The sequence below is a fragment of the Paractinoplanes ovalisporus genome, from assembly GCF_016834655.1.
Taxonomy (GTDB): Bacteria; Actinomycetota; Actinomycetes; order Mycobacteriales; family Micromonosporaceae; genus Actinoplanes; species Actinoplanes ovalisporus.
Genome location: NZ_JAENHP010000007.1, coordinates 284549 through 308982 on the forward strand (window position 1 = coordinate 284549; position 24434 = coordinate 308982).

The 24434-nt window shown below is 71.8% G+C and carries 24 protein-coding genes and 1 tRNA gene; 9 read left to right on the forward strand and 16 right to left on the reverse strand.

Going from position 1 to position 24434, the window contains the following annotated elements; genetic code table 11:
- Positions 1–78 precede the first annotated feature (78 nt).
- Positions 79–2265 (forward strand): FG-GAP repeat domain-containing protein, encoded by a 2187-nt coding sequence (locus tag JIG36_RS23490; RefSeq protein ID WP_203378520.1) that lies wholly within the window; start codon positions 79–81, stop codon positions 2263–2265.
- 172 nt (positions 2266–2437) lie between these two features.
- On the opposite strand, the gene JIG36_RS23495 is transcribed toward JIG36_RS23490, so the two are convergent.
- Genes JIG36_RS23495 through JIG36_RS23510 form a run of 4 tightly spaced genes read right to left on the reverse strand, consistent with a single transcriptional unit; the run spans position 2438 to position 5057 of the window.
- Positions 2438–2806 carry a hypothetical protein gene (locus JIG36_RS23495; protein WP_203378521.1) on the reverse strand — a complete coding sequence of 123 codons (369 nt, stop codon included), beginning with the start codon at positions 2804–2806 and terminating at the stop codon, positions 2438–2440.
- Positions 2803–3537 carry an FHA domain-containing protein gene (locus tag JIG36_RS23500; protein ID WP_203378522.1) on the reverse strand — a complete coding sequence of 245 codons (735 nt, stop codon included), beginning with the start codon at positions 3535–3537 and terminating at the stop codon, positions 2803–2805. The genes JIG36_RS23495 and JIG36_RS23500 overlap by 4 nt, the downstream gene beginning before the upstream one ends.
- A 59-nt stretch (positions 3538–3596) precedes the next feature.
- Positions 3597–4646 (reverse strand): hypothetical protein, encoded by a 1050-nt coding sequence (locus JIG36_RS23505; protein WP_203378523.1) that lies wholly within the window; start codon positions 4644–4646, stop codon positions 3597–3599.
- 18 nt (positions 4647–4664) lie between these two features.
- Entirely contained in the window at positions 4665–5057 is a 393-nt protein-coding gene (locus JIG36_RS23510; protein ID WP_236048102.1) for a PadR family transcriptional regulator, read from the reverse strand.
- An 86-nt stretch (positions 5058–5143) separates the two neighbouring features.
- On the opposite strand from JIG36_RS23510, the gene JIG36_RS23515 reads away from it, so the two are divergent.
- A complete protein-coding gene (locus JIG36_RS23515) occupies positions 5144–7114 on the forward strand; it encodes a WD40 repeat domain-containing protein (protein WP_203378524.1) in 1971 nt (656 codons plus the stop codon).
- Between the two features lie 8 nt (positions 7115–7122).
- Positions 7123–7710: a DUF4232 domain-containing protein gene (locus tag JIG36_RS23520; protein ID WP_203378525.1), complete on the forward strand. Its 588-nt coding sequence runs from the start codon at positions 7123–7125 to the stop codon at positions 7708–7710.
- Between the two features lie 40 nt (positions 7711–7750).
- On the opposite strand, the gene JIG36_RS23525 is transcribed toward JIG36_RS23520, so the two are convergent.
- Positions 7751–8479 (reverse strand): S1 family peptidase, encoded by a 729-nt coding sequence (locus tag JIG36_RS23525; protein WP_203378526.1) that lies wholly within the window; start codon positions 8477–8479, stop codon positions 7751–7753.
- A gap of 113 nt (positions 8480–8592) precedes the next feature.
- Between JIG36_RS23525 and JIG36_RS23530 the strand changes: the two genes are divergently transcribed.
- Positions 8593–9504 (forward strand): endonuclease/exonuclease/phosphatase family protein, encoded by a 912-nt coding sequence (locus JIG36_RS23530; RefSeq protein ID WP_236048103.1) that lies wholly within the window; start codon positions 8593–8595, stop codon positions 9502–9504.
- A gap of 124 nt (positions 9505–9628) precedes the next feature.
- A complete protein-coding gene (locus tag JIG36_RS54160) occupies positions 9629–11788 on the forward strand; it encodes a glycoside hydrolase family 76 protein (RefSeq protein ID WP_203378528.1) in 2160 nt (719 codons plus the stop codon).
- Between the two features lie 268 nt (positions 11789–12056).
- Here the strand turns inward: JIG36_RS54160 and JIG36_RS23540 are convergent, their stop codons facing one another.
- Positions 12057–12521: a DIP1984 family protein gene (locus JIG36_RS23540; RefSeq protein WP_203378529.1), complete on the reverse strand. Its 465-nt coding sequence runs from the start codon at positions 12519–12521 to the stop codon at positions 12057–12059.
- A 100-nt stretch (positions 12522–12621) separates the two neighbouring features.
- A complete protein-coding gene (locus JIG36_RS23545; RefSeq protein ID WP_203378530.1) occupies positions 12622–13083 on the reverse strand; it encodes a VOC family protein in 462 nt (153 codons plus the stop codon).
- Positions 13084–13188: 105 nt separating this feature from the next.
- On the opposite strand from JIG36_RS23545, the gene JIG36_RS23550 reads away from it, so the two are divergent.
- Both JIG36_RS23550 and JIG36_RS23555 read left to right on the forward strand, forming a co-directional pair.
- Positions 13189–14163, forward strand: a complete 975-nt coding sequence (locus JIG36_RS23550) for a helix-turn-helix transcriptional regulator (protein WP_203378531.1) — start codon at positions 13189–13191, stop codon at positions 14161–14163.
- A 1464-nt stretch (positions 14164–15627) separates the two neighbouring features.
- On the forward strand, positions 15628–15903 hold the full coding sequence (locus JIG36_RS23555; protein ID WP_203378532.1) for a hypothetical protein: 276 nt from the start codon (positions 15628–15630) through the stop codon (positions 15901–15903).
- Between the two features lie 33 nt (positions 15904–15936).
- Here JIG36_RS23555 and JIG36_RS23560 read toward each other — a convergent pair whose 3' ends face one another.
- Together JIG36_RS23560 and JIG36_RS23565 are read right to left on the reverse strand one after the other, a co-directional pair.
- Positions 15937–18138 (reverse strand): hypothetical protein, encoded by a 2202-nt coding sequence (locus tag JIG36_RS23560; protein WP_203378533.1) that lies wholly within the window; start codon positions 18136–18138, stop codon positions 15937–15939.
- Between the two features lie 29 nt (positions 18139–18167).
- A tRNA-Ser gene (locus tag JIG36_RS23565) sits at positions 18168–18238 on the reverse strand.
- Between the two features lie 94 nt (positions 18239–18332).
- Here JIG36_RS23565 and JIG36_RS23570 point away from each other — a divergent pair.
- Entirely contained in the window at positions 18333–18857 is a 525-nt protein-coding gene (locus tag JIG36_RS23570; RefSeq protein ID WP_203378534.1) for a hypothetical protein, read from the forward strand.
- A gap of 11 nt (positions 18858–18868) precedes the next feature.
- Here JIG36_RS23570 and JIG36_RS23575 read toward each other — a convergent pair whose 3' ends face one another.
- The 7 genes from JIG36_RS23575 to JIG36_RS23605 form a co-directional block, all read right to left on the reverse strand.
- Positions 18869–19168, reverse strand: a complete 300-nt coding sequence (locus JIG36_RS23575; protein ID WP_203378535.1) for a TIR domain-containing protein — start codon at positions 19166–19168, stop codon at positions 18869–18871.
- 5 nt (positions 19169–19173) lie between these two features.
- A complete protein-coding gene (locus JIG36_RS23580) occupies positions 19174–19557 on the reverse strand; it encodes a GntR family transcriptional regulator (protein ID WP_203378536.1) in 384 nt (127 codons plus the stop codon).
- A gap of 5 nt (positions 19558–19562) precedes the next feature.
- Positions 19563–20360 (reverse strand): hypothetical protein, encoded by a 798-nt coding sequence (locus JIG36_RS23585; RefSeq protein ID WP_203378537.1) that lies wholly within the window; start codon positions 20358–20360, stop codon positions 19563–19565.
- Positions 20361–20429: 69 nt separating this feature from the next.
- Positions 20430–21035: a response regulator transcription factor gene (locus JIG36_RS23590; protein ID WP_203378538.1), complete on the reverse strand. Its 606-nt coding sequence runs from the start codon at positions 21033–21035 to the stop codon at positions 20430–20432.
- Complete coding sequence (locus JIG36_RS23595; protein ID WP_203378539.1) at positions 21032–22141, reverse strand: sensor histidine kinase; 1110 nt, start codon at positions 22139–22141, stop codon at positions 21032–21034. Before JIG36_RS23595 ends, JIG36_RS23590 begins: the two co-directional genes overlap by 4 nt.
- 20 nt (positions 22142–22161) lie before the next feature.
- The gene (locus JIG36_RS23600) at positions 22162–22890 is read right to left on the reverse strand and encodes an ABC transporter permease (protein WP_203378540.1); all 729 of its coding nucleotides are present in this window, start codon (positions 22888–22890) and stop codon (positions 22162–22164) included.
- Positions 22890–23630: an ABC transporter ATP-binding protein gene (locus JIG36_RS23605; protein ID WP_236048104.1), complete on the reverse strand. Its 741-nt coding sequence runs from the start codon at positions 23628–23630 to the stop codon at positions 22890–22892. The genes JIG36_RS23600 and JIG36_RS23605 overlap by 1 nt, the downstream gene beginning before the upstream one ends.
- Before the next feature lie 95 nt (positions 23631–23725).
- Between JIG36_RS23605 and JIG36_RS23610 the strand changes: the two genes are divergently transcribed.
- A complete protein-coding gene (locus JIG36_RS23610; RefSeq protein ID WP_203378541.1) occupies positions 23726–24391 on the forward strand; it encodes an MSMEG_1061 family FMN-dependent PPOX-type flavoprotein in 666 nt (221 codons plus the stop codon).
- Positions 24392–24434: the final 43 nt, after the last annotated feature.

A 24434-nucleotide genomic window follows, 5' to 3' on the forward strand; every position in this document is an offset into this window, starting at 1 on the left:
CGCCCCGGTCACGGCCCGCGTGGCCTACTTGCCGCCGGGGATGAAACACGTCGTCCCCAGCTGGGAAAGGGGACGGCGATGGCCGGCGACCTGGGAATCACCGAACGGACAGTGTGGAACCAGCCGGAGGCGGCGCTGGCCCCGGCCGCGGGCGAGCAGGATGAGCGGATCATCCATCGGTACGGCCGGTTAGGCATCCTCGCGGTGCCCCGGGGCGGCCCGGCCGACAGCGCGGCCGAGGCGATTCCGGCCACGGACGAGCTGAGCGACGTCGAACGGATCGGCCTGTCCGCGTTCCGGTTGCGCGAGTCGGCGGAATTCCGTACGAGCAAGGACAACCGGCCCCGCGACGGCGAGACGTGGGACATGCCGGACTGCACCACGATCGTGCCCCCGCCGCCCGACGCGCAGCTGACCCAGTCGATCACGCCGGGTGCGCCCGCACCGGCGCCGACCAGCGCCTACCTCGAGGGCTCGGTCGCGGTCGGCATCATCATCGTGCAGGGGCCGACCGCGGATCTGCAGTTCACCGACGCCGAGGCGATCAAGGCGGTCGCCGAGGTGCAGAACGGGCTCGGCTTCTACGCCGTACAGAACCCGCTGGCCGGGATCACCTTCGCCTACGACATCCAGAACGTCACGCTCACCACGCCCGCCGACCCGGCCGCGGCCGACAAGGAAGCGATCTTCCGGGACGGGGCGATGGCGGCCATGGGCTTCCCGGCGAACTGGAACGGTGTCGTCGCGTACGTGGAAAGCCTGCGCTCCGAATTCGGCACGCGCTGGACCTACTGCGCGTTCATCACCAAATATCCGGTCAACCACTTCGCGTACGCCTATTTCGGCGGCCCGCACCTGGTGATGGACTACCGCAACGACGGGTGGGGACCGGACAACATCGACCGCGTGTTCGCGCACGAGACCGGGCACATCTTCAACGCGCCCGACGAGTACGCGGCGAGCGGGTGCACCTGCGGCGGAGCGTTCGGCCGGTACGGGGTGGCCAACGGCAACTGTGAGACGTGCGCGGCCGGAGGCGGGGTCAGCTGCCTGATGAAGGCCAACGACTTCGCGCTGTGCGAGTACACCCCGAGCCACCTCGGCTGGTCGCCGCAGTTGGTGATCCGTAACTTCGGCTACTCGGCGGGTGGCTGGCGGGTCGAGAGCCACCCGCGCCTGATGGCCGACACCAGCAACGACAAGCGGGCCGACATGGTCGGTTTCGGCAACGCCGGTGTGTACGTGTCGCGGGCGCTGGCCAGCGGCGGGTTCGAGCCGCCGGTGCTGCGCGTCGGCGACTTCGGCTACGTCGCGGGTGGCTGGCGGGTGGACAAGCATCCGCGCATGCTGGCCGACACGACCGCCGACGGGCGTGCGGACATCGTCGGTTTCGGTGATGCCGGGGTGTACGTGTCGCGGGCGCAGGCGGACGGCTCGTTCGACGCGTTGCGTCTGGTGGTCCCGGACTTCGGCTACGTCGCCGGTGGCTGGCGGGTGGATCGGCATCCGCGGTTCATGGCCGACACCACCGCGGACGGGCGGGCCGACATCGTCGGTTTCGGTGACGCCGGGGTGTACGTGTCACGCGCGCAGGCGAACGGGTCGTACGACGCGTTGCGCCTGGTCGTGGCGAACTTCGGCTACACCGCGGGCGGCTGGCGGGTCGAGAGGCACCCGCGCTTCATGGCCGACACCACCGGCGACAAGCGGGCCGACATCGTCGGTTTCGGCGACGCCGGGGTCTGGATCTCCCGCGCCCAGCCGAACGGCTCGTACACCGCACCCCAGCTGGTGGTGAACAACTTCGGCTACACCGCCGGCGGCTGGCGGGTCGAGAAGCACCCGCGGTTCGTCGCCGACCTGACCGGCGACGGGCGGGCCGACATCCTCGGCTTCGGCGACGCCGGAGTCTGGATCTCACTGGCCCAGGCCGACGGTTCCTATTCGGCGCCCGAGCTGGTCGTGGCGAACTTCGGTTACGTCGCTGGGGGCTGGCGGGTCGAGAACCACCCGCGGTTCCTGGCCGACACCACCGGCGACGGCCGGCTCGACATCGTCGGTTTCGGCGACGCCGGTGTCTGGGTGTCCCGCTCGCTGGGCGGCGGCAAGTTCGAACCGCCCGGACTGGTCGTGACGAACTTCGGCTACGTCGCGGGCGGCTGGCGGGTCGACAAGCACCCGCGCTTCGTCGTCGACTCCACCGGCGACGGCAAGGCCGACATCATCGGCTGCGGCGACGCCGGCGTGTGGTTCGCCCGCTCGTAGCGGGGCCGCTTCCAGGGCCGGCGCCCGCTTTACGGCGGGCGCCGGCCCACACGCGCCCGCGCTGGGCTCCACGGCAGGCGCCGGCCCACGCGTGCCCGCGCCCGGCTTCACGGCGGGCGCCGGCCCACGCGTGTCCACGCTCGGTTTCACAGCGGGCGCCGGTCCCCGCGCGTCAGATCAGAGGCAGGCCGACCAGGGCGCCGAGTGCGCGCATCGACGTGACCAGCGCGGTCCCCGCCGTGGCGAGGGCGCCCGCGTCGCGCAGGCCGGCGGCGAACCGTTGCAGGTGTGATCCCGCCGCGGCCTTGTCGGGCAGGGCGCGCTCGGCCTCGTCCAGCCGGGCCTCGGCCGCCTTGCGTTCGGCGCCGGTCAGGCGGAGCTCGTCCAGCGCCTCCCGCAGACGGTCGATCTCCTGGGTCAGTTGCGGCGCGGCGCCGCCGATGTGCTGGTCGCGGCCGGCCAGATACTGGTCGCGACCGGCGACGAACTGGTTGCCCGAGCCGGTGTTGACCGGGCCGTGGACGTTGCCGAACGTACTCATGCGTTTCCCCTTCGTTCCGCACGTTTGCGGGCGGCCTTGGACATGCCGCTGCCGATGCCGGCCAGGACGGCTCCGAACAGGAACGCGGCCGCGCCGACGGGCAGGACCGGCACGCCCGGGACCAGTTCGACGGCCATCGGGTCACGCCCCACCGGGTCGTCGATCGAGGAGCCGAACGCGACCATGAAGAAGTAGCCGATCAGCGCGAACCCGCCCAGCGAGAGCAGCCAGCCGAAGATCATCAGGAAGCGGCCGAAACCGCGGCCCTGGAACATCTCGTCCGAGGCGTCGTAGTCGTTGGTGTACGTGAACCGGTCGCCGATGTGCTGATCCCGGCCGGCCACATACTGGCGGCCCGGCCCGGTGTTCACCGGCCCGTGCACATCACCGAACCGCATGGGCTGCGCCTGCGGCCGGCGCGCCGGTGAGTCGTACCGGAGCCGGACGTCTCCCAGCCGCACGGTGTCACCGGGATGCAGCGGCCTCGTTTCGCCCCGCAGCCGGTCATGGTTGACCCAGGTGCCGTTGGTCGACCCGAGGTCACGCAGCGCGACCTGATCGCCGTGCCGCGACACCAGAACGTGCCGTCGGCTGACCGTGCCGTCGGTGACCAGCCCGAGCGGATTGTCCCGCCCGACCGCGGTCTCCCCGATCGGGATGTCCCACGCCGCATGAGTGGCCGGCCCGTCGATCACCACCAGCCGATGCGGTACGTCCCACCCTTCATCCATGCCCGCGAAGGGCGCCGACGACCAGCCCGCGTACGTCTCTGTCGGCTACCCGACCCGGGTCAGGCCGTGGTGGGTGTGTGGACGGGTGCCCGTCGTGGCCAGACGCAGCAGACGACGACCGCGAGGATCGGGATCAGCGACAGGAGGGCGAGCGGCTCGGCCCCGAGGAACACGAAACCGCCCCAGTACACCGAGGGGCCGTGGCCGTTGCGGTGGGTGTTGGCCAGCAGGGAGCCGGTCGAGGTGGGGATGTTGCCCAGGCCGGCCGGGGCGAGCAGCAGCAGCGTGGTGACGCAGAGTCCGGAGTACATCCGCTGCCGGCCCGGCCCGTAGCGGCGCATGCGCTTCGAGGTGTAAAGCCCGAGCAGGGCGCCGAGCAGTGCGCCGGCCAGGCCGCCGAGGACGGTGTCGCGCACGTGGCCGGGCGGCTCGGCCCACATGAGGTCGAAGTTCAGGGCGGACGGGTTGGACTCGGCCTGGGTGATCTGCACCGCGGCGAGATAGCCGCTGCGCGTGCCGGTCACCTCGGCGAACCCGCTCTGTGGACCCGTGGTGTGCACGTCCTGCCAGCCGTGTGCGCGCATCTGCCGGGTGACGTCGGCGGCGACCTGCTCCACGCGAGCGTGCGGGGGCATCATGCCGGTCACACTGGTCCGGCCGGCGCGGACGCCGGTGCCGCCGAACAAAGAATTCTTGCTGTACGGGTTCCAGAAGGTGTGCCGCCCGTACTGGTCGGCCCGGTCGTCGAAGGGGACCGGCAGGACCGTGGGCGCGAGCCCGATGGCGGTGGCCTTGTCGGGCGCCATCGGGTCCACGTCCCGCCAGGCCAGCCACGACCCGAGCGCAATCCCGCCCAGCCCGCCGAGCACGGCCGCGAACGCCGCGATCACAAACGCCCGGCGCCCGAACTCGGCGACACGCCGGCCGAGGCCGTGCCGCAGCAGCAACGCGGCCTCGCGCGCGGCCGGCCGCGACCGGCCCGGATCGGCGGCGTCGAGCAGCGTCGCGAGGATCTCCGGGCCACGCTCGCGCCGGTACGCCCGGGGGTAGGCCAGCAGCCACCGCCGGTACCCGCGGGTCAGGCGCGCGGTGCGGATGTCCTCAGGCACGGTGATCCCTCCGGGGTCTCAGGCCGGGCGGGGAGCACCGGCGGGCCGGACTCCGTACTTGCCGCCGCTGGGGGGTGAGGGGTTGTCGGAAGCCGACGCGCGGTGGCTCAGCCGTTGGCTGACCATCCGTGCGTCGCGCCGCATCTGCTCGGCCTCGGCGGCCAGCGTGGCGATGCCCTGATCGGTCAGCCGGTAATAGCGGCGGAGCCGGCCGTCGACCGTTTCCTCACGGTCGACCTCGACCAGGCCTTCGTCGCTGAGCCGGTCGAGCGCCGCATACAACGTGCCGGCGGCGAGGCGCGTCTTGTCGTCCGACAGCCGCGCCACTTCTTTGATCACCGCGTATCCGTGCAGCGGGGCCGGAGCGAGCGCCGACAGGATCAGAAAGCTCGGTCGCCGCATGCTCGCCATGCCCGCCAATATACAGTTGATCGTCATATAGGCGAGCCCGCTAGCCCCACCTCAGCTACGAAACAGGCGCTCGTTAGGGTGCCGGGGTGATCGACAAGCTGCCCCTCGACAGCCCGCTGTGGGACGGGCTGTCCGCCTGCTACTCGACCGCCAACGCGATCGCCCGGTTGCGGGAAGTGGTTTCGACTCGGGAGCTGGGCGAGCCCTGGCGCGAGCTGTGCGACGAGTTGCTGCACCAGGGATCGGTGTACGGGGTGACGTCGGCGGCCATTCCGCACCTGGTCGAGCTGGCGCCCGAGCTGCCGATGGACGCCCGGCGGACGCTGTGGATCGAGATCGGGTTCATGGTCACGGCCGGGGCCGGCGAGTTCGAGTCGCCGCCGGCGGCCGGCCTCCAGGAAGGTCTGACCGCGGCGCTGCGCCGAGCGGACGTTCTTGCGGTGGGTGACTTCCTCGCCGACGGGGCGGTCCCGCCGGGCGAGGTCGGGTATTTCGCCCTGTCGTGCGTGGCGTTCACCGGGCACCCGGTCGGCCGGGCACTGTGGGAGTTCCTGTCGCCGGGTGAGGGTTACGTGCGGATGGTCTGCGCCGGGTGCGAGGCCGAGTACGAGGTCGGCGGCTTCGCCGATCCGATCGGGCCGCCGTGCCCGCCGCCGGTCGTGGAGCTGCCGCCGCTCGGCCTCGAACCGTGGCCGAGCCTGGCCCGGGCCATCGACGACGTGGATCTGGGGCCGGGCTGGTCGGGCTTCCTCGATGCGGCCCGGCAGGTGGCCGCCGCCGGTGTGCCGGTGCACGCCCCGGCCGATGCGGTGTGGTGCCTGGTCGCCGCGATGGTGGCCCTCCAGGGCGACGACTCGGTTCCGTGGGCGCGCACGCTGGCACGCCTGGCCGGGCACCTGCGCTGCGTCGAGTGCGACCAGGTGTATTCGATCGCGGACCTGATCAACGAGCAGGACGACGTCGAACCGGTCGATCCGGCCTCGGCGCCGGCCGAGACTGTCGCCGACGGCGTGACCGGGTTCCGGCCCGCCCCGGGCGGGGTTCCGGCTTCGGCCGCCCTGGAGGCGCGGGTGCGATGGCGGGTCGGGAGCAGGGCGGTCGACGCACTCGCCGCGCTGGGCGAGGGGGCGGTTCTGGCTGCGGGTCCGTCCGGGACCACGGCGTGGGACGTTGAAACCGGCGGTCAGGTGCTGCCGGTAATGCCCGGCCCCGCGGTCAGCGTCTACGCCCCCGACGACACGGTCATCGTCACCGCCGACCCGGACGGCGCCCTGCATCGGTGGGAACGGTCGACGGCGAATCCCCTCGGCGAGGCCGTACGCGGTGGTGGAACGCCGGTGCGGTCGTTGGCGGCGGTCCTCGTGCCCCACGCCCGGCACGAGCACGCCGTGCCGTGGCTCTCCGTGATGCAGGGACGACGCCTGCTCGCGGTCGGTGACGCCGGTGGCGGGGTCGAACTGTGGGAGCCACTGGCCGAGCGGCCACACGTCGAGCTGTTCCGGCGCGAGGACCGGGCCGTGGCCGGCCTGGCCGCCCTCGACTTCACCGACCAGCCGTCGTGGAGCGGCACCGACCTCATCGTCCTGTACGGCGACACCGTCGTCGACGTGTGGGAGTCGGCGGCCGTGCACGGGAACCGTTCCACCATGGCGCCGGACCCGGCCGGGCTGGCGGCGATCGGTCACGAACACATCGTCGGCGGCGTCGTCGCTCCCCGGCGGCTCGGATATCGGGCGCCGGTCCTGCTCGCCGACCGCAACGGCACGGTCTCGATGTGGGAGACCTTCGGCGTGCGCCTGAACGACCCCCTGCCGCCGGATCCCCGGCACCGCGACGTGATCGGTGTAGCCGCTGTGCCGTACGGGGAAAGCATTGCCGTCGTCACGGTCAGTCGCGCCGACCGGAACCTGCGGATCTGGCAACCGGCGCGGGGTTCCGTCGCGCTCGTCCCGCTCGACGTGAGTCCGCGCTGTGTGACGGCGGTCGGGCGCACGGTGGTCGTCGGGCATGACGACGGAGTTCTGGCCGTGACGGCGGGTGGCGAGGGTACGACATGATCGGCGGCGTGCCTGGGGTCCGCCGATTGCTGCTGCTGGTGCTTGTGGTTCCGCTGCTGGCCTCGTGCTCGGAGCCGTGGCGGGCCGCCGACGGGCTGATGCCGACGGCGACGCCCAGCGCACCGGCGCCATCGGTCGTCGCGAGCAGCCCGGCCGGTCCCGCGGCTCCGGAGGCGGTCGAGGCGGTGTCCGCGTGCTCGCTGACCGGCGTGCTCATCACGGCCGATCGGGGGGATGCGGCGGCGGGATACCGGGAGATGGGCCTGCACATCCGGAACTGCGGCACCGAGCCGTACGAACTGAGGGGGCGCCCGGACATCGTCGTGCTCGACGAGGACGGTCGTCCGCTGAAGATCTCGGTCGAGGCCAGCCGGCACTACACCGCGGCGCCGGGGCGGCTCGTGCTGAAACCGGGCGCGGGGGCGATGGCCGTGCTGTCCTGGCGCAACACCGTGACCTCGATCAGCGGCGGGGTGGACACCGGGGAGTCGCTGGCGGTGGCCGTGTCCGAGGGCGGGATGCGCCAGCTCGTCACCCTGCCGTCGACGCTCGACCTCGGCAACACCGGGCGGCTCGAGACCAGCGCCTGGTTCTGACGGCGGCCTCGAGCCGGGATGTGCGCGGTGGCGGTGCCGGTCAGGACGGGAGGCCGCCGACCTGGGTGTTCACCCAGGCCCGGATCGACGGCAGGTCGCCGTAGATCGAGGGGGCGGTGGCGCAGGTCGAGCTGCTGTTGCCGGCCCGGCTGGTCACGCCGATCAGGTTCCAGCGGCCGCTGACCGTACGGACCTGAGGGCCGCCCGAGTCGCCGTAGCAGGCGCCGGCCACGCCGCCGGTGTTGTTGGTGCAGATCTCGTACGCGGAGTCGATGCCCGCGCAGCGGCTGTCGGCGACGATCGACGTGTCGAGCTGGTGGGCGATCGTCGGCGCGGAACCGCAACCGCGCGGGGCGCAGGTCTGACCCCAGCCGATGATGCGGGTGGCGGTGCCGACGGCCCCGGAGGTGGTCGGGATCGGAGCCGGAGCATAGGTGACCGACGACGCCAGTTCGAACAGCTTCACGTCGATCCGCGGGTGACTGACCGCGCGCCGCACCGAGACGACGGTTCCGCCGCTGCTGCGGTTGATGCTTCCCACCCGTACGGAGGAAGGGGTCGGGCAGTGTTTGGCCGTGACCACCCAGTTCGACTTGATCAGCGAACCGGTGCAGCCGGAGGTGTACACCATGAACGGGTAGTTCTCCGTGGCCTGCTGACCACCGACGACCGACGGGCCGGGCGGGGGTTCGGCGGCCGCGGCGGGAGTGGCCGGGAGTAACAGGCCGGTGACGAGCAGCGCGAGCAGGGTCCGGGCGAGGAGGCGCATAGGGATCGTCCTGTCTGGCCGGTGCGGGATGGAGGCGGGCGGGTTGCCCGGCCACACCGTAACCGTGAATAGACAATCATCGATACATGTCAAACAGGGCCTATCATGAGCTGATGGCGATTCGTGGCGGTCTATCCACCGTACGGTCGCTGATCGCTCTGCTCGCCGTGCTGAGCACGCTGGCCCTCACCGTCGCGCCGGTGGCCGCGGCGACCTCGGCCATGGAGCGGCTGGCCGGCCCCGCGAAGCCCGGTGACCTGCACGTGATGACGTTCAACCTGCGCTACGGCAGCACCGCCACGCCCAACTCGTGGGCCCAGCGCCGCCCGGTGATGCGCAACCTGCTGGCGACCGAGCGGCCCGACCTGATCGGCATCCAGGAGGGGCTTTCCGAGCAGCTGAGCGACATCGTCGGCGACCTCGACGACGCCTACGGTTATGTGGGCAAGGGGCGGCTCGGCGGCACCCGGGGCGAGTTCTCGGCGATCCTCTATCGCAAGGAACGGCTGACCCCGCAGGCGTACGGAAATTTCTGGCTCTCCAACACCCCGGCGATACCCGGTTCGGAAACCTGGGGCGGCTGGTCGGTCCGCATGGTCACGTGGGGGCGGTTTCTCGACCGTACGACGGGAAAGCAGTTCTACGCCGTCAACACCCATCTCGACAATGCCAGCGAATACGCGCGTTTCCGGGCCGCCATGCTGATCCGGCACCGCATCAAGGCCATGGGCCCGATCGTCCTGACCGGCGACTTCAACAGTCCGGCCCGGCTCGGCGGCCATGTCTACGACGTGCTGGTGGCGCGGGCCGGTCTGCGGGACTCGTGGATGACGGCTCAGGAGCGCGGGCCCGCGTACGGGACCTTCCACGGTTACCGCCCCCTCGTGTCGGGCGGTCCGCGGATCGACTGGGTGCTGACCTCGGCCGATGTGGTCGTCACGGCCGCGCTGATCAACACGTACCGCCGGGGGAGCCAGTTCCCGAGCGACCATCTGCCGGTCCAGGTGCGCGTGCGGCTTCCCTGAGCGCGCGCCCGAGCCGCGGCGCAGCGGCCGTCATCGCGACTCACCGTAGCCGGACCGGCGCGAAAGGGCAGACTCGGTTAACAATCATTGCTGTCAGGCGTTGATGTTTATCAATATGTACTTTGTGAAGCGCGTTGTCCTCGCCGTTGTCACGTTCCTCGCCGTCGTCCTCAGCGGCACGCCCGCGCAGGCCCGGCCCACCACCGAACCGGAGGCCGTGGCCTCCACCATTCCGCTCGCGGCTGCCGTCATCTGCTCCGTGAACTGCGACATGCTCGACCCGTCGAAGGCCAAGCAGGACACGTTCCCGGTCCCCGACAAGACGCAGAACGGCCGCCGCATCTCCCTGCACTTGTCCGACGCCGACGCCATGGCGTGGGGCAGCATCGACAACGGCGGCTCCGGCGACTCGGTGTGGCTCGACCGCACCTTCGACGGCGGCGCCACCTGGGACGGCCTGCTCGGCAAGGCCTCCGTCCCGGGCGGCTGGACCGGCACCCGCACCCTCATGTACAACCTGTCGGACCCGTCGCACCACCGGCGCGGGATGATCCGGGCCTGCGGCGACGCGTCGGGCATCCAGTGCACGGACTGGGTGCGTACGGGAGCCTGTGATGTGGTCTGTGATCACTCCGCGGCCGGATCCGGGGACAGCCAACCGGTCCCGTCCACCACCCTCAGCGGCCGCACGATCGCGCTGCACACCGACACCCGGGGCATGGTCTGGGCCACCATCGGCGGCGGGGCGGCCGGCGACGAGCTCTGGCTCGACCGGTCGTGGGACGAGGGCTCCTCCTGGGGCGGCGGCTCCTCCCTCGGCCGGGTCAGCACCCCCAGCGGCGCCACCGGCACCCGCACCGCGCTCTTCGCTTCCCGAGACACCAAGGCTTTCCTGTACGGGGGTGCCTTGCGCGCCTGTGGACGGGCGGTCACCGGTAACAACGGCAGCTGTACGGCGTGGGCGCGGCCCTCCGACAACCGGGCCGCGGCCGCCGTCGACGCGCTGATGTACAACTACCAGCCGGACACCGCGTGGTGGCTGTCGAGCTGGTGGAACACGGCCGACTCGATCACCGCGGTGATGGCCTGGATGAAACGCACCGGCCGTACCGACTACATGTGGGCCGTCGACCGCACGTTCACTGTGAACCGGGTCGCCTTCCCGGCCGGGGTGAAGAGCAGCGACCCGATCGAGGGCAACTTCATCAGCCGGGCCGTGGACGACGCCGGTTGGTGGGGGCTGGCCTGGGTCCAGGCGTACGACCTGACCCGCGACGCCAAGTACCTCAACGAGGCGGTGACGATCGCCAACTACGTCAGCAGCTTCTGGGACACCTCGACCTGCGGTGGGGGCGTGTGGTGGGACCGGGAACGCACGTACAAGAACTCGGTCACGATCGGCCTCTACATCCGGCTGGCGGCCGCCCTGCACAACCGCATCGCGGGCGACACGGCCTGGCTCAATCGGGCGACGACCGGCTGGAACTGGTTCGTCAACAGCGGTCTGATCAATGGGTCCAATCTGGTCAATGACGGCCTGACCCGGGCCTGCGCCAACAACAACGACACCGTCTGGACCTACAACCAGGGCCTGGCGATCGGGGCGGCGGTCGAGCTCTATCGCGCCAACGGCAACGCGGCCGTGCTGAGCAAGGCGCGGGCGCTGGCCGATGCTGCCACCGCCAACGGTGTGCTGACCAAGAACGGCATCCTGACCGAGGCCTGCGACGCCGACAACCGTACGTGCGACGACAACGGCAAGCAGTTCAAGGGCATCTTCATGCGGCACCTGATGGATCTGGCCGACGTGACCGGGCAGGCGAGCTATCGGACGTACGCCCGTACGCAGGCCGATCGGATCTGGTCGGCTGATCGGGACACGCTCAACCGGCTGGGGGAGCGCTGGACCGGCGCGACGTCCTCGTCCTACCCGAACGCGCGTGACTGGCGTACTCAGGCCTCGGCGTTGGGTGCGTTGCTGGCCGCCACCGACCCGCCGGCCGGAACCAACCCGCCCCCGACGACGCCGCCTCCGACCACGCCGCCAACGACACCCCCGACGACCCCTCCGGCCACGCCGCCAACGACGCCGCCGACAACGACACCTCCGACAACGACACCTCCGACAACGCCTCCGAGCGCCACGGCCTGGGCGCCTGGGGTGTCTTATCGGCAGGGCGACGTCGTCACGTACGGCGGTCTGCGGTATTCCTGCCGGCAGCCGCACACCTCACAAGAAGGCTGGGAGCCGCCCTACGTACAGGCTCTGTGGCTGGCGCTCTGACCGCCGGCGGCGGTCCCCGGCGGCAACCGGGGACCGCTGTCTTCTCTTGTGCGCGGAGTACCCCGTACCCGCCCTCGCCGTCGTGGATCTGCACGCGGTGGTGTGCTGTGCCCGGTGCGCCGTTACCTGTCTTGCGTGCTGGGCATGCGTTGTGAAACGGGGAGTCGAACCCCCGCGCCTGCCCCCGGCGCGCCAGGAGTGGGCCGGATAACCCGCCGGCCCTCGGGTCTGTGCACGCCTCCACGTCGGCTACCTGCTCCGCGCCCGCTCAGTCGAGCAGATCGACCTCCCAGTTCATCCGCTGGATCACCGTGTCCACCTCGCGGATCTGCCGGGCCAGGTCGTCGGCCTGCCGCCGGATGTCGGCGACCGGCAGCGCCGGGATCATCTTGAGCTCCGAGCGCAGCTGCCGGTATCCGCGCTGCCCCTCACCGGCCGCGGCGTCGGCGGCCGCGGTGATGATGCTGTGCCGCAGGCGCAGGACGTCACGACGGGCCAGGGCGTCGGTCAGTGTGCCGCCCTCGGCCGGGGTGGCGGCGTTGGTGCGGTTGATCCGGCGGATCAGCGACTCGAGCTGCGTGAGCACTTCGCCCGCCTCGACCAGAAGCGCGGCGGCGTCTTCGGCCGGCGTCTCACCCTCCTGGAAGCGGGCGCTGCCGGCGATGCGCGAACGGAGCTGTTCCGCCCGGCGCGACGCGTCCGCGCGCAGCGCGAGGGCCTCGGCAAGTTTCATCGCAGCAGTATCGCAAACCCAAGATCGAGGCCGCCTCCGATTAATCCCCCGGCGAACCGGGCCCGAGACCGTCTCGGACCCGGCCGGCCGGGGTGACGTGTCAGCCGGCCTGGGCGGCGGTGACCTGGAGGACCCAGGTGACGCCGAAGCGGTCGGTCAGCATGCCGAAACCGGGGGAGAACGGCGACGGGCCGAACTTCTCGACGATCTCGGCGCCGTCGGCCAGCTTGTCCCACAGGGCGCCGACCTCGTCGGCCGTCTCACCGTTCACGGCCACGAAGAAGCGCTCGCCGGTCAGGGTCAGGCCGTTCTCGCGGGTGGTGGCGGTCGGCGCGGCGGCCTCAGGGGAGTGGCTGGGGGCGTCGTAGGCCGCGATGCGGAAGCCGCTGTCGGCCGTGACCTGCCCGAAAACGACCTTGTCGGCGTCGGGCAGCTCCTTCGGCATGCCGAAATCCCCGTACGCGATGACGGTGAGGTGGCCGCCGAACACGGACTGGTAGAACTCCAGCGCCGCCCGGGCGTCGCCGCGGAAGTTCAGGTGGGTGGTGGCGGTGATCGTCATGGTTCTGGCTCCTTGGTTTGTCCGGCCGGTGCGGCCCGGCGTGAGACCAAGATTCGCAGGGGTAGGTGCCAGGTTGTGGCACCTACTTCGGGCAGAATTCGGTTCATGCCGAAAACCTCCGCGCGGCTCCTGGCCCTGCTCTCGCTGCTGCAGGCGCGCCGGGACTGGCCGGGCACCCTGCTGGCCGAGCGTCTCGACATCAGCCTGCGTACGGTGCGGCGCGACGTCGACCGGCTGCGCGAGCTCGGCTATCCGATCGCCGCGGTCAAGGGTCCCGACGGTGGCTACCGGCTCAGCGCCGGCACCGAACTGCCCCCGCTGCTGTTCGACGACGATCAGGCCGTCGCGCTCACGATCGCCCTGCAGGTCGCCGCCACCAGTTCGGGCGACACCCTGGCCGAGGCCTCGGCGCGGGCGCTGAACACGATCCGGCAGGTGATGCCGTCGCGGCTGCGCCACCGCATCGAGTCCCTGCGGATCACGGCCGTCGAACGACCCGCGACCCGTCCCGCCGCGCCGGTCGACGGCGACGTGCTGCTGGCCATCAGCGCCGCCGTGCACGCCCGTGAGGTGTTGCGCTTCGACTACGGAACCTCGGACGCGCCCCCGCGCCGCGCCGAACCCCACCACCTGATCACGTGGGACGGGCGCTGGTACCTCATCGCCTGGGACCTTGACCGCGGCGACTGGCGTACTTTCCGGGCCGACCGGATCACCGTACGGACGCCGAACGGTCCTCGCTTCACGCCGCGCGAGCTGCCCGGTGGTGACGTCGCGACGTATGTGATCGGGAAGTTCCGCGGATCGGGCGACGCCTCCGGGAACTGGCCCTGCCAGGGCACGGTGATCCTCGACATGCCGGCCGCCACGGTGGCCCTCTACACCCGCGACGGCGTCGTCGAGGAGGCCGGGCCCGACCGTTGCCGGCTCACCCTCGGGTCGTGGTCATGGGCCGCACTGGCCGCGGCCGTCGCCCGGTTCGACGCCGAGATCGAGGTGGTCGGGCCGCCCGAGCTGACCGAGGCCTTCGCCCACCTGGCCGCCCGTTTCAGCCGGACCGCGGCCCGCTCAGTCGCCTGACCGCAGACGCTGCGCGCCGCCTGCTTCGGCCGGACCGCGGGCGGCTCAGTCGCCTGACCGGAGATGCTCCGCGGCCAGGACCTTCCACTTCGCACTCCCGCCCGGCAGCGGCCACGCGCGCGTTGCCCCGTACGGGAATCGTAGGTTTTGAGACTCGTGGCGAGCTGCCGGCCGACAATGACAAGCGCCCGCTCGGCCCCGGGTGCGCCGCGGGTGATCTGGCGTTCCAGGGCCTCAGCCGTGATGGCGTACCGGCTCAGCGCGGCTTCCGTGTCGCGGACGGCCCGCTCGGTGTCGACCAGGTAGAGGGCGAGGGTCGGCGGCTCCACCTTCTCGGCCATCGCCGCGACGAGCCGGTCATGGCCGTCCAGCACCACGTAGCAGTCCAGGCCGCTGATGTACCAGAGCAGAACGGGCGCGAGAACGCCGTCCCTCACCTGTTTCCGGTACGCCTTGACGCGTCCCGCTTCCAGCCCGGCCAGCGGCCGCAGCGGGATGACCTGCCAGACCCCGTTGTTGCAGAACCAGTCGACGTATCCCCGGTTCCCAGGCAGCAGGCATTCCTCCCACGGGCGGGCCGGCGAGACTCCCCGCAGATGGGTGGTGCCGTCGCCCAGAGCCCAGCGGCCGGTATGCAGCGGTCCCTCCGCCGAGCCGGTCAGCGCGCTCGCCATGTGGTGAGCCCATCGCGAAAGCCCCTGTGTGCCGACGGATGCGGCGTGAGCGGCCCGGATAGGCGCGACGGGCGAGCGGTAGTGGCCGGTCACCGCGTACTCGACGCCGCAATGGTCGTTCGCGACCAGCGCGACGAGCACGACCGCGTCGCCCTGCCACAGCACGAGGGAACCCCGGCCGGCGACCTCGACCCGCAGCCCCGGGCGAGCCGGCTGTTTCACATCGAGGACGAGCGCTTCCCCCGGTGCGTTCTGTTCCACTTCCGTATGGTCGGGCAACTTTGGTTGCGACGCCCGCCATTTTCCGGAGTCGTGACGATGGCGAGTCCGGACGGCACGCCCGGGTCGTGGTCCGCGATCCGAATGACGCCGGCCAGATGCTTGTCCGGCGGCCCGTACGCATCCGCAGGCACCATCACCACCGACCAGCCGCGCCGCTCGATGGTGCCCGCCATACGCGGGTCGGATTCGTTGTCGCCCTGACCGAGCGCGCAGGACAGGGCGGGCGTTCGTCGCTCGCGTGCCCAGCCTACGAGCGGTCGCGCGCATGCTCAGCCCCGCGTCACAATGCCGCCAACCGGCAGTGCACCCGCCCCGGACCCGCGATGATCGAATGATGAAGGCACCTTGCCGCGTCGGAGCGTGGGCCCTCCTGACAATCGGGATGGCCGGGTCCTTCGCGGCCTGCTCCGGTGACGACTCGCCTGTCACGACGGCCACGTCCTCCCGGCCTGCCTCGTCCAGTTTCTCGGCGACGCTCCCGGCACTCGAGGAACCGACGACCGGGCGCGTGCTCGAAAACCTGAAGGACAGGACGGGTGCCTGGACGGCCGAACTCGGCGAGCCTGATGCGAGCGGACCGGTTGACTTCAGCGTCAGCTGTATCGGCGGCGGGCGGCTGAGCTACGCCTACGCCGAAGCGGCGGGCACGACGGCCTGCGACGGGTCGATTCTGCACAACCGCGAGGAACAGGCAGCGGCTGGTCCCGTTGCCGTACGGATCGAGGCCGCCGGCGGACAGCGGTGGTCGATGCTCATGGTTCGCGGGATGCGGCTCAGCGACTGACGTAGCGCCATCGCGCTTCCACCTGGATCGGCGTCAGCGGCTGAGGCGGACGAGCATCCAGTGCCGGCCCGTGGTCCAGCCGAGCAGGCGCCGGCTTGTGCCGGAAGCGTCGTCGGGCTCGGCGGTCCGGTCGATGGCCACCCGCGTCAGCCCGGAAAGGGCCGGACCGATCGCCGCCCGTACGGGGTCAGGCCGGCTGTCCAGCTCACGGGACCAGTTGGCGAAGCGGGCCCGCACCTCGGCCTCGTCGCTGAGCGACAGGAAGAAGACCAGCTGCCGCCACGCGTACGCGATGTCCTTGACCGTGCCCAGCGGCCGCGGGTTGCCGCGCAACCGACCGGCGAGCGTGGTGGCCGTGGCGAACGCGCGGTCGGCCAGCACCGGCCAACCCGATTCCGGGCGCACCCCGACCCGGGCGACCAGCGTGGCCAGATTGTGGGTGGTGAGGATCTGGGCCTGCTCGATCACCATGCCGTTCGCGGCCACGGAACGGCCGCGGAGGTCGCCGAGTTCGCCGGCCCGCTCGCGGCACAACGCGTCGAACGCCGGCGAGGTGGCGGCGGCCTGCCGTCCGCGCTTCCGGAGGTCGTCGATCGCGCTGATCCGTGCGTAGTCGATGCCGTAGTAACGCTCGTAGAGGCTGCCCGGCAACAGTTCCGCGGCTACCTTGGCCGCGCCGAGGAAGCTGGTTGCGAACGTGCCCTCGAAGATGTCGGCGGCCAGTTCGCTGACCCACGGCAGTCCGGCGTCCGCCTCCTTGCCCAATGTGGACAGCTCACGAACCAGCGGGTTGGGCAGCAGGGTGGCCGGGAAGCCCTCGAGGGCCAGTTCGCCCAGCCGCCGCAGCGTCGCGTGGGCCTCGCCGCGGGTGTCGTCGTCGGCCGTGCGATAGGGCTGGACCGCCCGCACCCACGGCAGTTCTCCCAGGCGCACCTGGTGTTCCAGGTTGAGCAGCAGAAGCGACCGGCGGTTGCGGAGCGCGCGGTAGGTGGCCGCCATCAGCGTGCGCAAGGCCTCGTCGCGGTAGGGGGCGGCGGCCGTGGCGGCGGCGATCTGCGGCACCAGCGACGCCAGAACCTCGGCCGACGGCACGACGCGGGCCGCGACCAGTTCCTCCACCGTGCCCGCGAGCGCCCGCAACACCGGCGCCCGCAGCGAAACGGGGAACTCCGTGCCGGGCGCCACACCGTCCGCTTCCCCCGCCCGTACGGGGGAAAGCACCTCCTCGACATCACCGATGCCCTGCCCCGGCGGCAGCGCGGCCAGTCGCCGCACCAGGATCCGCGCGAGCTCGTGATGCGTCGGCACGGACGCCTCGGCCGCCTGCCCCGCGCGCAAGGCGGCATGCCGGGCCGAACCGGGCGTCCCCCGCCGCCGCAGCATCGAGTCGACCGCGTGCTGCAGCATGCCCCGGGCGCGCGGGGTCAACGAAACGCCATCCTCCACCTTGGCCAGGGCCGAACGCAGGATGGCCAGATTTTCCTTGGGGCGCTTGTGCTTCCCGCACCAGGTGTGGGCGGCGGCGAGCCGTTCGTAGCGCCGCAGCAGCGCCGAAGCCCGCCGCCGCCAGTCGTCGTCCATCGCGGCCGCGACCTGTCCGTCGACGACCGTCTCGCACCACAGCACCAGAAGCTCGTCGGCGAACGGGTTCCAGACCGTCAGGGCCTCACGCTGCGCCTCGATCTGCGGGTTGCGCCGGCGCTGGGCCAGACGCTCACCGGCGTCGGCCGAGGTCTCGCGCCACACGACATCGGGATCGGCGACCGCCTCGCCGGGCAGAGGCGAGAAGCGCAACCTTTCCCCGTACGGCCCGATCTCCTCCAACAGCCGCAAAGCGCCGTCGCGGTCGCCCGCTCGCAGCAGCCACGCCACCACCAGCAGGGCCGCGTGTTCGGGCAGCTCGACGTGGTAGGCGCCGCTGTCGAGCCGGGCGGTGAGCTCGGCCAGTCCCGCCTCGGTCAGATAGTGGGCGAACGGCGCTCCCCGCTCGCCGCCGGCCGCCGCGGCCCGCCCGGTGGCGAACCCACCCCGCACGACCTCGGGGGTCACCCACACCGGCAGATCGGCCACCGGCTTACGGGATCCGACCCGCAACGCCCCGCTCAGCATGCCGCGCAACACCGACGCCCACCGGCCGGCCCGCTCGTCGGCACGCCGGCGGGTCGCCTCGTCCTCGTGGGCCGACGCGGTCGCCAGGGCCTTGGCCAGCTCGCCCGCGGCATAGCCCGGGTTCACGCTCGCAGGGTGCTTGTTCTCGTTCATCGCCAGCGTGGCGGGAACCGCCCCCGCGCCTTCCGGGTCTCCAGCCCGGTGCTCTCTGCTGAGCTACACGCTGTTCGCCACGGGCACGACCCGCGGGACCGCCCGACCATACCCGCGCCCGCCTCGCCCGCGCCCCGCATTTACCGCGGTCGTGTGATCATCCTCGGGTGACCAGTTTCCCCGCGACGGCCGTGCAGGTGCGCGACCGGAGCCGGGATCCGCGGCGCCGCCGGGTGAGCCTGCGGAACTGCCTCTACCACTTCGCGCCGTACGGCTTCCACGCCACCTGGAACCACCTGGCGGCCGCCCACCGCATTCCCCGCCGCATCGAGGCCGATCCCGAGTCCCTGGCCCGGGCCCTCGACGAACTCGAGGCCGCACGCGTGGTGGTGCTGCCCCGGGCGGCCGCCTTCGCCGCCGATCAACGCGAGCGGAAACGCCACGGTCGCCGCTTCCCGATCGCGGCGCACCCATGGGATTCGTGGGGCGGCCACGGCATCGCCTACTGTCCCGACCCCGGAAAACACCCGTTCGAACCGCTGCCGGTCGTGGTGGGCCGGGTCCTGGACGCGTGTGCGGCCGGTGCCGATCCGCGGGGCCGCTGCCTGGTCTGCGGCGACGAGGACCGCCGCCCGCGGAGGGCGTGCCGCCATTGCGGCGTCCTGCCCGGCGGCCGCAACAACCCCATCTGAGCCCGGGCGGCTCACTCGCGGCTCAGATACCGGACCGGCTTGCCCAGCGACTCCGCGTAGGCGATCTCCCGCCGGGTCGACTCGCCCAGGTAGCCGCCCGGGTCCACGATGTACACCTCGTCGGCCATGCGGATCTTCTGGAAGTGCACGCGGCCGAGCCGGCCCCTCAGATCGTCGTCCGGCGGTTCGGGAAGGCTGAACAGGCCCAGGCTGATCACGACGCAACCCTCGAGCGTGAGTCGCCGGTTGACCTCCGCGAACTCGGCCTCGAACCGGGTCGAGCCGCACAGCGTGATGACCTTCGCCTCCATGGGCTTCATGATCGGTGTTCAGCCGGCCTCGGGGACACCCGGGTCAGCGCCGCCTGGACGATGCGGACGGCTTCGGCGGTGTCGATGCCGAACTCGGCGATGACGGCCGCGTATTCGGCGGCGGCCCGCCGGGCCCGCTCGCGGCCCTGCTCACCGGCCGCGGACACGAACGAGCCGGCCGCGCCGCGGGTCTCGATCAGCCCGGCCTCCTCCAGTTCCCGGTAGGCCCGGCCGACCGTGTTGACCGCCAGGCCGAGGTCTGCGGCCAGCCGCCGGATGGTCGGCAGCCGGGTGCCCACGGCCAGCGTGCGTTCCTGGATCTGCCGGGCGAGCTGGGCGCGCAGCTGCTCGAAGGGCGGCACGGGCGAGGCCGAGTCGATAACGATCATCTGGCTCACCGGGCGTTGGAGCCGCGCCGGGCGGCCAGGGCGTTGCGCCCGTCCCAGGCCGTGATCAGGACGACGGCGATGACGCTGAGGACGATGAAGACGAGCCAGCCCGTGTTCCACGGATCGAGCCCGGTGTCGAACACCGACACGACCGGCAGCGACCACACCACGGTCGGCAGAGCCACCTCGCGGGCGTCCTCGACGCGCATGAGGAAGTCGGCCTTCAGCGAGCCTTCGTCGTCGGCCACCACCGGGTGGGTGAGCACGTGCCGCAGCTGCACGGCCGTGCCCACCGCGACCCCGCTCAGCCCGATGAGCAGGATGACCGCCGCATAACGGGCGGAGCCCTCGCGCGTGGCCAGGGACGCGATCGCCAGCACGGCCGCGCCCGCGTAGGTGCTCGCCAGCAGAGCGGCCCGCGGCACGCCGAGCACGGTTCGCCAGCCGGGCCGGACGGAGTGGGCCGCCCGTCGTGGCAACTCGGCGCCGGCCCGCTGATCGACCCGCCGCACCCACCGGTCGAGCAGCGAAAGACCCAGCACCAGCCCGGTCACCAGGGCCGTCAGCACCACCAGGGCCCAGCGCTCCTGCGTGCCGAAACCGTCGTCCGAGGGACGGATCGGCAGAGCGGAGACGTAGACGAGGGCGGTCGCGCAGAGGAACACGGCCAGCACGACGGCCACGGCCACCCGCGCCCGTCGCCGGACCGTCAGGCGCGCGGCCAGCATCGGCGTCGGCGTGACGTCGGCCAGGGCGCGCGCGGCCAACCACAAACGGGCTGTCTCGAGCTCCGTCGCGCGCATGGCGGCCTCCCTCTTGTCGCAAGCCTTGTCCCAACATGATGAGACAAGATCTGGGACAAGTCAACGGCGTCAGATCCAGCCGTTGGCCCGGGCCCGGTGGGCCGCCTCGATGCGATTCCGCGTGCTCGTCTTGCCGATCGCCGCCGACAGATAGTTGCGGACCGTGCTCTCCGACAAGTGCAGCCGGGCCGCGATATCGGCAACCGTCGCGCCGTCGGCGGCCGCCGCCAAGGCGTCCCGTTCGCGGTCGGTGAGCGGGTTCGGGCCGGCCGACAACGCCGCCGCCGCGAGCGCCGGGTCGATCACCCGCTCGCCCGCCAGCACCTGCCGGACGGCGACCGCCAGCTGCTCGACCGGCCCGTCCTTGACCAGGAAACCCGCGGCGCCGGCCTCCATCGCCCGCCGCAGATAACCGGGACGGCCGAAAGTGGTCAGGATCAGGACACGGCAGTCCGGCACCTCCGTTCGTAGGCGCGCCGCCACGTCGAGGCCGCTGCCGTCGGGCATCTCGATGTCGAGCAGCGCCACGTCGGGCCGGGTCTCCGCCGCGCGGCCCAACGCCTCGGCGGCCGTTCCCGCCTCGGCCACCACCTCGATGTCCGGCTCGAGGTTGAGCAGCAGGGCCAGGGCGCCGCGCATCATCCCCTGATCCTCGGCCAGCAGCAGCCGGATCATGCGGTCACCCGGGCCGGCAGATGCGCGGTCAGCTCGATCCCGCCGCCGGCTTCCGAGCCGAACCGCAGCGTGCCGCCGGCCACCTCGACCCGTTCCGCCAGGCCGCGCAATCCGTTGCCGGGCAACGGGTTCCCACTCGTGCCGTTGTCGCGGACGGTGAGCGTCGCGCCGCCGATGCCCGCTTCCACCACGATGTCGCAGCGGGTGGCCGCGCTGTGCCGCATCACGTTCGTCACCGCCTCGCGCAGAACCCACCGGAACACGTCGTCGGCCTCACCGTCGAGCGGCGGCCCGGACTCCTGCAGGGTGACCTCGACCCCCATGCCGGCCAGGACGGTACGGGCGTTGTCCAGCTCGCGGGCGAAACTGTGCTCGCGGTAACCGGTGACGGCCTCGCGCACCTCGGCGAGCGCGGTGCGGCCGATCCGCTCGATGTCGGCGGCCTCGTCCGAGGCGCGTCCGGGGTCGGCCACGGCGAGACGGCGTACGACCTCCGCCTTCACCACGATCAGGGACAGGCTGTGACCGAGCAGGTCGTGCAGGTCCTGGGCGAACCGCAGGCGTTCCCGTTCGAGGACGGTGCGGGCGAGTTCCTTCTGCGTACGGCGTAGCTCCTCGACGAGCCGTACGAAGCGCACGAAAGCGATGGTGGAAGCGCCGGCCAGCCCCGCGATGAGCGCGATCGGTGCGATGTCGGAGGCCGGTCGCGACTGCAGGGCGCCGATCGCGAGGACGGCCGCCACACAGCCGCCGACCCAGGCGAATCCGGCGGCCGGGCGGGCGATTCCGAGCGCGCCGGCCGAGCAGACGAACAGCAGCAGGGTCGGCCAACTGCCACTTCCTTTCCCGTACGCCGTAGCCAACCCGACCCCGAGCAGCGCCAGGGCCGCCAACCCGCCATAGCGGGCGGTGGAGGGCACCGGCAGCTGCAGCACCGGCACCGCGATCAGCGTGATGTAGAGCAGCACGAAGGCGATCAGCCCGGTCGCGGCCACCGGCCGATGCGTCACCGAGGCGGCCGCCGGCAGCAGGAACCACAGCCACGCCGTATGCGCGACCAGGAGCGCGATCCCGCGCCGCCGCTGGACGTTCCGATCCCCGGTCATGCCTGCCACCGTATCGACCCTCAGCGGCGCGCCGTCGAACGCCGGTACGCCCAGGCCGCCACCACGGCGAACCCGGCCGTCCACGCGCCCAGCACGGCCAGTTCGGCCCCGCCGGGCAGCTGCCCGGCCGCGGAGCGCCAGCCGAGTTCGGCATAACGGTAGGTCGGCAGCGCGTGCGCCAGGCCGCGGAGCCAGCCCGGGAAATAGGTCGCGGGCGCGAGCAGCCCGCCCAGCACGGACAACGTGAGAAAGACCAGGAAGGTGACCGACGTGGCGATCTGCGGGGACAGGCCGTACCCGATGGCGAGACCGAGCAACGCGAACGGCACCGTGCCGATCCACATGAGCAGCACCAGGGCGGCCCACCGGCCGTACGGCAAATCGATGTGATGCTGAACGGCGGCGGCGGCCCCGACGGCGATCACCGGCGGAATCGCGGTCAGGCTGCCGAGGAAGGCCTTCACGGCGACGACCTCGCGGGCCGGCAACGGTGTGACCCGCAGTTGGTGCAGCCAGCCCGAGGCGCGCTCCTGCGAGACCGCCGATCCGACCATGAGCACACCCGCGACGGCACCGTATCCGGCCAGGCCGATCATCACGGCGACCGGTGCGGCCAGCCCTTCCAGGCGGTCGCCGGCCGACCAGCCCGAGAAGATCACGTACGTGACCACCGGGCCGATGACCGAGAAGAACAACAGCCGGGGGTCCCGTACGAGGCGGCGCAGCTCGAACCTCAGGTAGGCGCGCATCACTGCTCCGTTCCGGTCGGGGTGGACGGGTCGGTGAGGGCGAGGAATGCCTGATCGAGGGAGATGCCCTCCCGTACGCCGGCTTTCACGCGAACCTGCGCGGGCGTGCCGTCGGCCACCACCCGGCCGGCGGCCAGCACCACGATCCGGTCGGCGTGCTCGTCCGCCTCGTGGAGCTGGTGGGTGCTGAACAGAACAGTGTTGCCGTCGGCCGCGTACGAGCGGACGGCCGTCCAGAACGCCTGCCGGGCCGCGACGTCCATGGCCGCGGACGGCTCGTCGAGAACCAGAAGTTCGGGGCCGCCGGCGAGAGCGAACGCGAACCGGGCCCGCTGGGCCTCGCCGCCGGAGAGTTTGTCGAGCCGCCGGCCGGCCAGCCCGGTCAAGCCGGCCACGCTCAGGACCCGGTCGGTGTCGAGCGGGCGTGGATACAGGGCGCGAGCCAGCTCGACCACGTCGCGAACGGTGGCGCCCGGCACGAACGCGCCGTCCTGGAGCATCGCGCCGACCCGGCCGGCCCGCACCGCGTCGACCGGAGAACCCTCGTACAGCAGAACCGTGCCCGTGTCGGGTGGCGCGAGACCCAGCATCATCGAGATCGCCGTGGTCTTGCCCGCGCCGTTCGGGCCGAGCAGGGCCATCACGCAGCCCCGGTCCACGCTCAGGTCGAGCCGGTCGACGGCCCGGACCACGCCGAAGCGCTTGCTGACACCGGTGACGCGAATTGCCATGTCATCCATGACATCGACGCTACGGAAAGTGGCACTGCCCTCGGCAGAGCCGCCGATACGGCCTCGGCCGTGACAAATGTCCTGGCACCGGCGAGCATTGACGGATGCAGTCAGCCCTCCCCACCACCACGGCCTTCGACTCCCTGCGCCTCGACGCCGTGCCCGATCAGGAGGCGTTGCGCCGGGCCTACGACGCCCAGCCCAGCGAGGCGGCCGTACGCAAGCAGATGACCGAGCTCACCGAGCAGACCCGGCGGCTGATCGGCTGCGCCTCGCTGGTCTTCGTCGCCAGCGTCGACGCCCACGGCAACGCCGACGTCTCGCCGCGCGGCGGCCCGGCCGGGTTCGTCGCCGTGCTCGACTCCCGCACGCTGGCGATCCCCGACGCGACCGGCAACAAGCGCCTGGACACCCTGCAGAACGTCGTCGAAACCGGCCGGGCCGGCCTGCTGTTCGTCATCCCCGGCCGCACCACGACGCTCCGCGTGAACGGCCGGGCCTGCGTCTCCACCCGCCCCGACCTGTTGTCGCAACTGACCCCGGTGGGCAAGCCCCCGGCCAGCGCGCTGGTGGTCGGCATCGACGAGGTCTACCCGCACTGCCCCAAGGCCCTGCTGCGCGGCGCGGCCTGGAAGCCCGACCAGTGGCTCTCGCCCGACGCCCAGCCCACCTCGGCCGAGGTCACGCTGGCCCAGTTGCGCATGCCCGGTCTGACGATCGCCGACATCGAGCAGACCGAGGCCGACGCCCTGAAATACCGCTACGAATAAACGATGCGACGGCTGAGCGGCTCGATTCGCGGAGGTCGGCGGC